The 12,324-nt window shown below is 64.6% G+C and carries 7 protein-coding genes; 5 read left to right on the forward strand and 2 right to left on the reverse strand.

Features of this window, described 5'->3' with window-relative positions:
- Window positions 1-109: 109 nt before the first annotated feature.
- The 4 genes from MAXJ12_RS28240 (at window position 110) to MAXJ12_RS28255 (ending at window position 5,708) form a co-directional block, all read left to right on the forward strand.
- On the forward strand, window positions 110-784 hold the full coding sequence (locus tag MAXJ12_RS28240) for a response regulator transcription factor (RefSeq protein ID WP_008839538.1): 675 nt from the start codon (window positions 110-112) through the stop codon (window positions 782-784).
- Window positions 785-787: 3 nt separating this feature from the next.
- Window positions 788-2,224 (forward strand): sensor histidine kinase, encoded by a 1,437-nt coding sequence (locus MAXJ12_RS28245; protein WP_008839539.1) that lies wholly within the window; start codon window positions 788-790, stop codon window positions 2,222-2,224.
- Window positions 2,225-5,200, forward strand: coding sequence for a bifunctional [glutamine synthetase] adenylyltransferase/[glutamine synthetase]-adenylyl-L-tyrosine phosphorylase (locus MAXJ12_RS28250; RefSeq protein WP_008839540.1), 2,976 nt, complete (start codon window positions 2,225-2,227; stop codon window positions 5,198-5,200). It abuts the gene before it with no gap.
- 67 nt (window positions 5,201-5,267) lie between these two features.
- Window positions 5,268-5,708 carry an EF-hand domain-containing protein gene (locus tag MAXJ12_RS28255; protein WP_040588479.1) on the forward strand — a complete coding sequence of 147 codons (441 nt, stop codon included), beginning with the start codon at window positions 5,268-5,270 and terminating at the stop codon, window positions 5,706-5,708.
- A 48-nt stretch (window positions 5,709-5,756) separates the two neighbouring features.
- On the opposite strand, the gene MAXJ12_RS28260 is transcribed toward MAXJ12_RS28255, so the two are convergent.
- Together MAXJ12_RS28260 and pepN are read right to left on the reverse strand one after the other, a co-directional pair.
- The gene (locus MAXJ12_RS28260) at window positions 5,757-8,081 is read right to left on the reverse strand and encodes a PAS domain-containing sensor histidine kinase (protein ID WP_008839542.1); all 2,325 of its coding nucleotides are present in this window, start codon (window positions 8,079-8,081) and stop codon (window positions 5,757-5,759) included.
- A 138-nt stretch (window positions 8,082-8,219) separates the two neighbouring features.
- On the reverse strand, window positions 8,220-10,865 hold the full coding sequence (pepN, locus tag MAXJ12_RS28265; protein WP_008839543.1) for an aminopeptidase N: 2,646 nt from the start codon (window positions 10,863-10,865) through the stop codon (window positions 8,220-8,222).
- A gap of 155 nt (window positions 10,866-11,020) precedes the next feature.
- On the opposite strand from pepN, the gene MAXJ12_RS28270 reads away from it, so the two are divergent.
- A partial coding sequence (locus MAXJ12_RS28270) for a xanthine dehydrogenase family protein molybdopterin-binding subunit (RefSeq protein ID WP_040588481.1) occupies window positions 11,021-12,324 on the forward strand: 1,304 nt, incomplete at its 3' end.

The raw sequence follows: 12,324 nt of genomic DNA on the forward strand, positions 1-12,324 counted from the left end.
CGTACCGGTTCCGGCGGCAGCAGGCGCCCATCGCCTGCTGCCGTTATTGTGGAGCTACCCCATGAAGAACGCGCCCGTAGCCCATGAAGAAATTGCGTATAGTGACCGGATGAAGATTCTGGTCATCGAAGACGACCGCGAAGCGGCCGATTATCTGCAGAAGGCGCTAACGGAGGCGGGGCACACCGTGCACGTGGCGGGCGACGGCGAAACCGGCTTCGCGCTCGCCGATTCCGGTGATTACGACGTGATGATCGTGGACCGCATGTTGCCGCGGCGTGACGGGCTTTCGGTCATTGCCGGGCTGAGGTCGCGTGGCAACACCACGCCGGTGTTGATCCTTTCGGCGCTGGGCGAGGTGGACGACCGCGTCACGGGCCTGAGGGCCGGCGGCGACGACTATCTCACCAAACCCTATGCTTTCAGCGAACTTCTGGCGCGAGTCGAAGTGCTCAACCGGCGGGCGAGCTTCAAGGAAGCCGACACCGTCTACCGCATCGGCGATCTCGAACTCGACCGGCTGTCGCATACCGTGCGCCGCGGCGGACGTGAGATCCCGCTGCAGCCGCGCGAATTCAAGCTTCTCGAATATCTGATGCGCCATGCCGGCCAGGTCGTGACGCGCACCATGCTGCTCGAAAACGTCTGGGACTATCATTTCGACCCGCAGACCAATGTGATCGACGTGCATGTCTCGCGGCTGCGCAGCAAGATCGAAAAGGGCTTCGACAGACCGATACTGCATACGGTGCGCGGCGCCGGCTACATGCTCAAGGCCACCTGACCGATGGCGCTGCCGGCCATCATGAAGACGACGGCGGCGCGGCTTTCGGCGATGTACCTTCTGTTGTTCGCCGCCTGCGCGGTGCTGCTGGTCTTCTACATGACCTCGCTCTCGGTCCGCATGCTGACGGCGCAGACGCAGCAGACGATCAACGAGGAAGTGCAGGGGCTTGGCCGCGCCTATCAGCGCGGCGGCCTACCGCTGCTGGTCAGGACCGTCGAGCGGCGCGCGCGCCAGCCCGGCGCCAACCTCTATCTGATCGCCGACGCCAATGGCCGCATTCTTTCCGGCAATGTGGAAAGCCTCGAATTCGGCGTCCTCGAAACCGACGGCTGGACCGAACGCCCGTTCGCTTACCAGCGCTTCGGCGAGACAAATCCCGAGCGCCGCCAAATCGCCTCGCCGGAGCAGGACGACGCCATCCGCTCGACGCACGACGCCATCGCGCTGGTGCTGAGATTGCCCAACCAGATGATCCTGCTGGTCGGGCGAGATCTCGGCGAACCCGAGCGCTTCCGCGTCGTGGTGCGGCGCGCGCTGATGGTGGCGCTCGGCATGATGGGGCTCGGCGGATTGATAATCTGGTATTTCGTCGGACGCTACGCCCTGAAGCGCATCGACAACGTCTCGGAAGCCTCGCGCCGCATCATGGGCGGCGATCTCTCCGGGCGGCTGCCGGTGACCGGAGCCGGCGACGAATTCGACCGGCTTTCCGAAAATCTGAACGCCATGCTGGCCAAGATCGCCAATCTGAATGAAGGACTGAAGCAGGTCTCCGACAACATCGCGCATGATCTGAAGACGCCGCTGACCCGGCTGAGGAACCGCGCCGAGGCGGCCTTGGCGGGCAAGCCCAAGACGGCGGAGTATCGGGAAGCGCTGGAAGGCACGATCGCCGAATCCGACCAACTGATCCGGACTTTCAACGCGATACTGATGATCTCGCGGCTGGAGGCCGGCTACTCCGCCGAATCCGTGTCCAAGGTCGATCTTGCGGACGCGGTGCGCGACGTGGTCGAACTCTACGAGCCGGCGGCCGAGGAGGTCGGCGTGACGCTGGAGGCCGAGGTCGCGGGCGAGTTCGTGGTCGAGGGCAACCGCGAACTGATCGGCCAGGCGCTCTCCAACATCGTCGACAACGCGATCAAATATTCGGCCGGTACGACCGAAAAGCCGGTGGTGCGCGTCACGCTGGAAAAAAAGGCGGGCGAGGTGAGGCTCACGGTCACCGACAATGGCCAGGGCATTCCCGACGACGCGGATCGGCAGCGCGCGACCGAGCGTTTCGTGCGCCTCGAACACAGCCGTACGCAGCCCGGTTCGGGATTGGGCCTCAGCCTGGCCAAGGCGGTCATGACATTCCATGGCGGGCGGCTTGATCTTTTGCCCGCCAATCCCGGATTATCGGTCATCATGAGTTTTCCGGAGCGAGGCACATAGATGGCGGCAAATGCGACGGCCAAGGCGGCCAAGGCGAGGACGGCGGAACTGCTGGTCAGGCCCACGGTGGCGCTGAAGCCGCTCGACCCCGCGCGGGCCCGGCGCGAGCTCTCCGAGATCGCCGATGGCGCCGGCGAGGCCGGCCTTCCGCGGATTGCGGCATTCCTGGCCGGCAAGGGTCCGCAGCAGGATCTGCTTGCCGCCGTGTTCGACCTGTCAGCCTTCATGCGCGATTGCGCTCGCCGCCGGCCTGAAATCCTCGACGCGCTGTTCGTTCACTCGATCGAGGCGCGGCTTGCTTCCATTCGAGCCGAGATTGCCGCGGCGGTGCGGGCGGAATCGGTCTCGGAAAAGAGCCTGATGATGGATCTGCGCCGGCTGAAGCTGGAAGCGCATTTCCTGATCGCCCTTGCCGATCTGGCCGGCGAAGCCGACACGGAAGCGACCGTCGGCAGGCTGAGCGCGCTTGCTGACGCATGCGCCACCGCCGCTGCCGATTTCCTGCTTCGCGAGGCGCATTTCCAGGGCAAGTTGAAACTGCCCGATCCAGAACGGCCGGCCGAAGGCTCGGGCTGGGTCCTGCTCGGCATGGGCAAGCTCGGCGCGCACGAACTCAATTTCTCGTCCGACATCGACCTCGTCGTATTCTTCGATCCCGAGGCCCCGGCCGTCACTGATCCGTATGAGGCGTCCGAACTGTTCGCCCGGCTGACGCGCCGGCTGGTGCGCATCCTCCAGGATAGGACGGAGCATGGCTATGTCTTCCGCACCGACCTGCGGCTGCGCCCCGATCCCGGCTCGACGCCGCTCGCAATCCCTGTGCCGGCGGCGCTCAACTATTATGAAAGCCGCGGCCAGAACTGGGAACGCGCGGCGATGATCAAGGCGCGGCCTGTGGCCGGCGACCTCGTGGCAGGCGCCGCCTTCCAGCGCGAACTCCAGCCCTATGTCTGGCGCAAATACATGGATTTCGCCGCGATCGCCGATGTCCATTCGATCAAGCGCCAAATTCACGCGCATAAGGGCCATGGCGATGTCGCGGTGAAGGGGCACAACGTCAAGCTCGGGCGCGGCGGCATTCGCGAGATCGAGTTCTTCGTGCAGACGCAGCAACTGATCGCCGGCGGCCGTTTTCCCGAACTGCGCGGCCGCCAGACAGTGCCGATGCTCGGCGAACTGGCTGCGCGCGGCTGGATCACCGCCGAGGCGCGCGACGCACTGACCAGCCAGTACTGGTTCCTGCGGCGGGTGGAGAACGCCATACAGATGGTCGCCGACGAGCAGACGCACGTCCTGCCGGAGGACGAGGAGGGGCTCGAACGGATCGCCCATATGTTGGGCTTCGCGGACGCGGATGCCTTCTCCACGCGCTTCCGCGCCTCGCTGCACGAGGTCGAGCGGCACTACGCTGCGCTGTTCGAGACCGCGCCGGAACTTTCCTCCGGTATCGGCAATCTGGTGTTCACCGGTGACGGCGACGACCCCGATACGCTGCAGACGCTGCACGGGCTGGGCTTCCAGCGGCCGAGCGATATCTGCCGGGTGATCCGCACCTGGCATTTCGGCCGCTATCGCGCCACGCAGTCGGCGGAGGCACGAGAGAGGCTGACCGAGTTGACACCGGCGCTGCTCGAAGCGTTCGGATCGACGCGGCGCGCCGACGAGGCGCTGCTGCGCTTCGACGAGTTCCTGGCCGGCCTGCCGGCCGGCATCCAGCTTTTTTCGCTGCTGCAGTCCAATCCGGCGCTGCTGAGGCTGCTCGCGACCATAATGGGCGCTGCGCCGCGGCTTGCCGCCATCATCACCCGCCGTCCTCATGTCTTTGACGGATTGCTCGACCCGGGGCTGCTCTCCGAACTGCCCAACCGGGCCTATCTGGCCGGGCGGCTTTCGGCCTTTCTGCACGGCGTGAAGATGCACGAAGAGGTGCTCGACCGGCTGCGCATCTTCGCCGCCGAGCAGAAATTCCTGATCGGAGTCCGCCTGCTCGCCGGATCGATCGACGCGGCGCGCGCAGGCAAGGCGTTTTCCGATCTCGCCGATCTGACGATCGGCGCTGCGCTCGACGCGGTGATGGTCGAGTTCGCACGGCGTCACGGCAGGGTCCCCGGCGGCCGGGCGGCGATCCTAGGCATGGGCAAGCTCGGCAGCCGGGAGCTTACCGCAGGCTCGGATGTCGATCTCATCCTGCTCTACGATCACGACGAAGACGCCGATGAATCCGACGGCGAAAAGCCGCTGGCGCCCTCGCACTATTTCGCGCGTATGACGCAGCGCCTGATCGCCGCGGTCTCGGCGCCGACGGCCGAGGGCGTGCTCTACGAACTCGATCTGCGCCTGCGGCCCTCCGGCAACAAGGGGCCGGTCGCCACCCATATAGATGCGTTCCGGAAATACCAGCGCCAGCATGCCTGGACCTGGGAGCACATGGCGCTGACGCGGGCGAGGGCGGTCGCCGGCGACAAATCGCTTTGCGCCGAGGCGGAGGCCGAGGTGGCTGCGGTGCTGGATTTGCCGCGCGACCGCGGCAAGATCGCCGGGGATGCGGTCGAGATGCGCGAGTTGCTTGAGAAGGAGAAGCCGCCGCGCGACCAATGGGACATCAAGCTGATCCCCGGCGGGCTGATCGACCTTGAATTCATCGCGCAGATCGCGGTGCTGACGCACGAAATCGAGCCCGGCAGCCGTGCGACGGGTACAGCCGAAGTCCTGTCGCGGCTTGCTCCTGGTTTCGCGGACGCCCAGACAAGGCAGGATCTGTCCGACGCCTACGCGCTCTATCTCGCGCTGGCGCAGATGATGCGGCTCTGCCTGACCGGGCCATTCGACCGCAACGACGTGCCGCCGGGTCTTTCCGACCTGATGCTGCGCGCGACAGATCTGCCCGAATTCGGCGTGCTCGAGGCGCACGTCAAGGAGACGGCGCAAAAGGTGCGAAGCCATTTCGACCTTTTGCTTCGAGCGAAGCGGAAATGAAGGCGATGGGATGTCCGACGATCCGTTTCGAACCGCATCGGGGGTGACGATGCAACAGGAGAAGACCATGAAGAAATCGACCAAACTCGCAATCGCCTTTCTTGCGCTCGCCGGAACCGCAGGCTCCGCAATGGCCGCGGACAATGACGGCAGGCGCGGGGACATGCGAGGCATGCGCTTCGAACGGACCGACGCCGACAAGAGCGGCGACATCACCTTCGAGGAGTTCTCGGCGGCGATGAAGACCCGCATGGGCACGGCGGATGCCGATGGCGACGGCAAGATGACAGTGGCCGAGATCGCCTCCGAGATCGAGCGCATGCGGGCCGAACGCCGGGCACAGCGCATCGTCGACCGCTTCGACACGGACGGCGACGGCATGCTGACCGCGGCCGAGATCGAGTCGCGCCAGAAGAAGATGTTCGCGCTGATGGACCGCAACGACGACGGCAAGGTGGTCAAGGAGGAGATGCCGCAGCGCAAGAATGTCCGCAGGGGACGCAACTAATCTGAGGATGCCGGCGGGACATTTCCGCCGGCGTTCGCTTCATCCTGTCTAGGCGGCGGCTTTGATCGCCGCCAAGTGCTTGCGGACCGGAATGCGCACCGACACGATGGTGCCGACGCCTTCGGTCGAGCGAATCTTCAGCGCGCCGCCGTGCAACTCGGCGAGCGACCTAGAGATCGCAAGGCCGAGGCCGGAGCCGGGATGGCTTTTGGAGAACTGGTTCTCCACCTGTTCGAACGGCCGGCCAAGCTTGCTCAATGCGTCCTTGGGAATGCCGCAGCCGGTGTCCTCGATCGTCAGCATCAGCGCGCCCGAGACGTTGCGCGCCCGGACCGAGATGTGGCCGCCCTGGCCGGTGAACTTCACTGCGTTCGACAGGAGGTTAATGACGATCTGTTTGATCGCACGCCGGTCGGCGACGATCGTCATCGATTCGGCGATTTGGGTCTCGACGGTAATGGACTTTTCCGCCGCCTGCAGCGAGATGACGCGCACGGTCTCGCGGATCAGCGGGCAGAGGTCGATCTCCTCGCGCTCCATCGAGAATTGTCCCGCCTCGATCTTCGACATGTCGAGTATGTCGTTGATGACGCCGAGCAGATATTTGCCGCTGCCGGCGATGTCGCTGGCATATTCCTCGTAGCGATCGGAGCCGAGTGGCCCGAACAAGCCCGATTCCATCAGCTCCGAGAAGCCGATGATGGCGTTGAGCGGCGTGCGCAACTCATGAGACATATTGGCCAGGAATTCGGACTTGGCGCGATTGGCGGCCTCGGCGCGCTCTGTTTCGCGCATGTATTTGCGGTTGAGCTCGACCATCTCGCGCGCCCGCTCCTCCTCGGCCCGCCGAGCGAGGCTCAGATCATGGATGGTGGCCATCAGCCGCCGTTCGCTGTCGACCAGCTTTTCCTGGTGCTGCTTGATGAGCGTGATGTCGGAGCCGACCGAAACCGTGCCGCCATCGCGGGTCTTCAATTCGTTGACCTGCAGCCAGCGCCCGTCGGCCAGCTGCCGCTCGAAGGTGGCGCCGCCGCTTGGGCCATTGGCGTTGGCAAGCCGGCGCTCGGACGCGAAGGCGACCATCCGCACCTCCAATGCCTGGCGGGAAATTCCCGGCATTACATCGCGATCCGAAAGCCCGTTGTCCTGCTGGTACTTGCTGTTGCACATCACAAGCCGCTGCTGCGAATCCCACAGGACGAAGGATTCGTTGATATTCTCGATCGCGGTTCTGAGCCGCATGTCGGCGGCTTCCGAGCGGAGCGCCAGATGCCGCTGCTCGGTCACGTCGACGGCGATGCCGATCAGCTGGATTTCCGGCGCTTCCGGATCGATAACCTGCGCCCGAGCCCGTACCCACACCCAGCGGCCGTCGGCGTGGCGCATGCGGAACACCTGGTCGATATGGTCGATTTCGCGGGCCACGATGCGGTTGGCGAGCTCGAACAGGTCGCCGTCGTCTTCGTGGATGATATCGTCGACCTCGCCGAAGGACAGCATGGCGTCGCACGGCTTGTAGCCGAGCATGTCGTACATGGAGCGCGACCAGTACATCTTGCCTCGCACCATGTCCCAGTCCCACAGGCCGCAGCGGCCGCGCACAAGCGCCAGGTCGATGCGCTGATGCGCCTCGAGGTAGATGCGGTCGGCCGCCTGGGCGCGCGCTGCCTGCGTGAAATAGGCGTAGAGAATGATGATCAGCACGCCGGCGGTGAGGACGAACAGCGTGACGTTCAGCGACACCGTCTTGCGCCACTCGGCAAACACGGCGTCGCGGGGGATCAGCGCCGCGGCTGCGCCCTTGCGGTCCGCGGTGAGGTCGAGGGCTGCATACCAGTCGCGGCCGTCGATGCGCACTTCCATGATCCCGGCGCGTTCGCCGAACATGAAAAGCGGCTGCCCGCCAACCATGATGGCGTCCAGCATCTTGCCTTCCCACCCGGTTGATTCAGGGGTCACGGCAGTGATCCGGAATGCCCCGTCGGTCAGCGCCAGCACGTGCCTGTTTCCCATCGCGCCATGCTGGACGGTGCGTTCGAGCAGATCGCGGGTCGCAGCCTGGTCGAGTTCGCCGCCCGCTGACGCTACCATCATGGAATTGACGAGTTCGCCCGCGGCTAGGCTGAGAACGGCCTTGGCGTTGCGCTCGATCTCTTCCTGCCCGGCCATCAGCGAAAGAAAGCGCACGGCGGCCACGACGAGCAGGAAGATGACGATCAGGGCAGGAATGGACCGACGCAACAGAGGCTCCGCGGCCAGAAGCCGCCTGTAGGCTGGTTCGGCGATGATGCGGGCATTGCCGGCCAGGGTATTACCCTTGCGCCGGACAAAATCAGTACCGCCGGGCGCGCCCCACGCGTCCGTCTTCGCCATCAACAGGCTCCCCAAGACTTTTTCATTGACGATCCGGCAACACCGCACATCCGAATCTGCCCTAAAAGAATCAGAGGTGATTCGGCTTGTCCAGTGGCGAGGGCAAAAGAATTGCGCCTGATCGTCAAAATGGGGCGGTCAAGCCAGCGTACGCTCCACGATATCCCGCAGATCGGCCGAGAGGTTCGGCGTCGAGGAAATCGACAGCAACGCCTCGCGCGCCTTGGCCTGGCGGCCCGGTTCGAGCGAGCGCCAAGACCTCAGCGCCGTCGCGAGGCGCGCGGCGACCTGCGGGTTGCGCTTTTCGACAGCCAGCACGGTCTCGACGAAGAGCTGGTATCCCGCGCCGTCGGGGCGGTGGAAACCAGTCTGGTTGGCGCTGACGAAAGTGCCGACCAGCGAGCGCACGCGGTTGGGATTGGTCATCGAGAAACCGGGATGCTTCATCAGCGCCCTGACTGCGTCGACCGTGCCATGTCCCGGCGTCGCAGCCTGGATCTGGAACCATTTGTCCATGACCAGCGGATCGGCGCGATATTTCCTTTCAAACGCCGCAAGCGCTTCGCGGGCTTCCGCCGAGCCGGGATGGCGATGCGCGAGCGCCGTCAGCGCCGCCGCGCGGTCGGTCATGTTGGTCGCCCCTGTGAAATGAGCCGCGGCCAGCGCGGCGCTGCCGTCAAGCGCCGAGAGATAGTCGAGGAGCACGTTGCGCAACGCCCGCCGCCCCGCGCTCGCTGCGTCAGGGCTGAACGGACCCTTGCCGTCGAGCTGCCGGTAAAGCGCCGAGAACTGGTCGCGGTTGGCCTTGGCGATCGTTGCGGTCAGGGCTTCGCGCCCGGCAAAGACAGCGTCCGGATCGATATTGGCGCTGATCTCGCGCGCAATGTCTGCCTCGCCCGGCAGGGTCAGCGCCAGCGCGCGGAAAGCATGCTCCAGGGCCTCGTCGCCGGCGATCGTTCCCGCGAGTTCGGCCAGACCTTCCGAAAATTCGGGCTCCTTCCCGCCGAGCTTGTTGCGGAACGCCGCAATCAGAGCTTCGCTGAGCAGTGTATTGAATGCCTGCCAACGCGAGAACGCGTCGCTGTCGTGCCGCGCCAGGAAGAACTGGTCTTCCGGGCGCTGCTCGACCGAGAGCGTGATCGGAGCGGAGAAGCCGCGGTTTAGCGATACTGCCGGCCGCTCCGAGACGCCGGAGAAGCGGACAACATGGCGCCGCTTGCGGATGTGGATAACGCCGTTCTCGACGCTCGCGCCCTCCGCGCCGCCATATGCCAAATCCTTGCCGTCCGGCCCGACGAGGCCGAAAGCCAGCGGGATGTGCATCAGCCGCTTGCGGCTTTCCGAGGGGGTAGGCGGCACCGACTGCTCGATTTCCAGCGTGAATTCGGCGGTCGCCGGATTGTGCGAAGTGGTGACGGTGAGATTGGGTGTGCCGGCCTGGTGATACCAGAGAGCGAATTGCGACAGGTCGCGGTCCGAGACGTCCTCGAATACCTTCAGGAAATCCTCGATCGTCGCCGCCTCGCCATCATGGCGCTCGAAATAGAGGTCCATGCCCTTGCGAAAAAGTTTTGGGCCAAGAATGGTGCGGATCATGCGCACGACCTCGGAGCCCTTTTCGTAGACCGTCGCCGTGTAGAAATTGTTGATCTCGCGGTAGCGGCGCGGGCGGACGGGATGGGCGAGCGGCCCCTGGTCCTCGGGAAACTGGTGCGCCCTCAGCGTCCGCACCTCGGATATGCGCTTGACGGCGCGCGAACGCTGGTCGGCCGAGAATTCATGGTCGCGGTAAACGGTCAGCCCTTCCTTCAGGCAAAGCTGGAACCAGTCCCGGCAAGTGATTCTATTGCCTGTCCAATTGTGGAAATACTCATGTGCGATGATCGCCTCGATATTGGCGAAATCGGCGTCGGTGGCGGTTTCCTCGTCGGCCAGGACGTATTTGTCGTTGAAGACATTGAGGCCCTTGTTTTCCATGGCTCCCATGTTGAAATCCGACACTGCGACGATGTTGAAGACGTCGAGATCGTATTCCAGCCCGAACACTTCCTCGTCCCACCGCATCGAGCGCTTGAGCGCGTCCATCGCGTAGGCGGCAAGCCGCTCCTTGCCGTGCTCGACATAGATGCCAAGTTCCACATCGCGTCCGGACGCAGTGACGAAACTGTCGCGGATGACGCCCAGGTTTCCGGCCACCAGCGCGAACAGGTAGGACGGCTTCGGGAACGGATCGTGCCAGATGGCGTAGTGGCGGCCGTCGCCGAGGTCGCCGCTTTCGGCGAGGTTGCCGTTGGAGAGGAGCAGCGGCGCTTCCTCGCGGTCGGCCTCGATTCGCACTGTGTAGACGGAGAGGATGTCCGGCCGGTCGAGGAAATAGGTGATGCGGCGGAAACCTTCAGCCTCGCACTGCGTGCAATAGACGCGGTTGGAGCGGTAGAGCCCCATAAGCGCCTGGTTCTTCGACGGCGCGATCTCAGTTTCGAGCGTGAGCTTGAACCGCGGCTCAGATGGCGGGTTCGAAATGATCAGCCTGTCCGGCGTCGCCCCATAGTCGGAAGCGGCCAACTGCCGGCCATCGATGGCGATGCCCCGTAGCATGAGGCCGTCGCCGTCCAGCACCAGCGCCGCGCCTCGATCTACACCCGCGCGGCGTTCGATGGTGAGTTCGGCGATGACGACGGTCTGGTCCGGCGAAAGCCTGAAAGTCAGCTTGGTCTCGGGGATCAAATAATCGCTGGGACGGTAATCCTCGAGCCGGAAAACCTGGCCGGTATCTGTGCGCATTGCGGTACTTTCCTGTCGAATTCCGGCAGTTCGAGGGCCAGCCTGTTGGTCCAATAAAATCGAGGTGGTGCTCTTTACACGAAACGCCCCCTCGACAAAACTGCGGCCGAGCTTATTTCAGGCTGGCATTTTCCAACAATCCTCGTGGGGCTTTCATGACCGTCGTCACGCCGAAATTCGGGATGGGCGCTTCCGTCCTGCGTCTGGAGGATCAGGCGTTCATCACCGGCCAGGGCCGCTACACCGACGATATCGCGCCGGCCGGCCTGCTGCACGGCTATGTACTTCGCTCGCCGGTCGCCAAGGGAGCGTTCACGATCAGCTCGGTCGAGCAGGCGAAAGCTGCGCCGGGCGTGCATCTGGTGCTGACGGGGCAGGATGTAGAGCATCTCGGCGCCCTGAAATCGGGCGCCATGCAGAGGCAGCCGGATCGCAGCTTCGCTCCGACACGCGACATCCCGATCCTCTGCCGGGACCGGGTGAACTATGTCGGCGACGCGGTCGCCTTCGTGGTGGCCGACAGCCGGGCGCTTGCGCAAGACGCGGCCGAACTCATCGAGATCGACTTTGAAAGCGAGGACGCGGCAAGCGGTACGGCGACGGCACTCGACCCCGAAACGCCCCTGGTGTGGCCGGAACTCGGCTCAAACCGCGCCTTCACCTATCATTTCGGCGACCGCGCCAAGGCCGAGGCCGCCTTTGCCAGGGCGGCAAGCGTCACCCGCATCGAATTCGTCAACAACCGGCTCGTCTGCAACTACATGGAGGCGCGCTCGGCTATCGGCGAGTGGAAGGAGGACGAAGACCGCTTCGTGCTGACCACGGGTTCGCAGGGCGTGCATTCGATGCGGGGCGTCATCGCCGAGCAGGTGCTGAAGATCGCGCCGGAAAAACTGCGCGTCATCACCCCCGATGTCGGCGGCGGCTTTGGCCCCAAGACCTTCGTCTATCGCGAACATCCGCTGGTGCTCGAAGCTGCCAAGCGGCTCGGCCGCCCGGTCAAATGGGCGGGCGACAGGACCGAGCATTTCCTCACCGATGCCCAGGGGCGAGACAATGTCGTGACCGCCGAAATGGCGATGGATAGCGATGGCCGCTTCCTGGCGTTGCGCGTCGATCTCGTGGCCAATATCGGCGCGTATGTTTCGCAGTACGGCCCGTTCATCCCCTATATCGGCGCGACCATGTCGACCGGCGTCTATGATATCCAGGCGCTGGATGTGTCGATTGCCGGCGTCTACACCAACACCTGCCCGGTCGATGCCTATCGCGGGGCGGGCCGCCCTGAGGCGGCATTCCTGCTGGAGAAGCTGGTCGACGCCTGCGCGCGCGACCTCGGCGTCGGTCCCGACGAAATCCGCCGCCGCAACTTCATCCGGCCCGAGCAGTTCCCCTACCGCACCCAGACCGACCGGCTCTACGATGTCGGGGAGTTCGAAGGGCACATGCGGCTGGCGCT

Origin of the sequence: Mesorhizobium alhagi CCNWXJ12-2, from assembly GCF_000236565.1 — a bacterium.
In the GTDB taxonomy this organism is placed as follows: Bacteria; Pseudomonadota; Alphaproteobacteria; order Rhizobiales; family Rhizobiaceae; genus Allomesorhizobium; species Allomesorhizobium alhagi.

What these genes read in the sequence shown, in the direction of transcription:
- MAXJ12_RS28240 (WP_008839538.1), top strand. Translation starts at nt 110, where the DNA reads ATGAAGATTCTGGTCATCGAAGACGACCGCGAAGCGGCCGATTATCTG.
- MAXJ12_RS28245 (WP_008839539.1), top strand. Translation starts at nt 788, where the DNA reads ATGGCGCTGCCGGCCATCATGAAGACGACGGCGGCGCGGCTTTCGGCG.
- MAXJ12_RS28250 (WP_008839540.1), top strand. Translation starts at nt 2,225, where the DNA reads ATGGCGGCAAATGCGACGGCCAAGGCGGCCAAGGCGAGGACGGCGGAA.
- MAXJ12_RS28255 (WP_040588479.1), top strand. Translation starts at nt 5,268, where the DNA reads ATGAAGAAATCGACCAAACTCGCAATCGCCTTTCTTGCGCTCGCCGGA.
- MAXJ12_RS28260 (WP_008839542.1), bottom strand. Translation starts at nt 8,081, where the DNA reads ATGGCGAAGACGGACGCGTGGGGCGCGCCCGGCGGTACTGATTTTGTC.
- pepN (WP_008839543.1), bottom strand. Translation starts at nt 10,865, where the DNA reads ATGCGCACAGATACCGGCCAGGTTTTCCGGCTCGAGGATTACCGTCCC.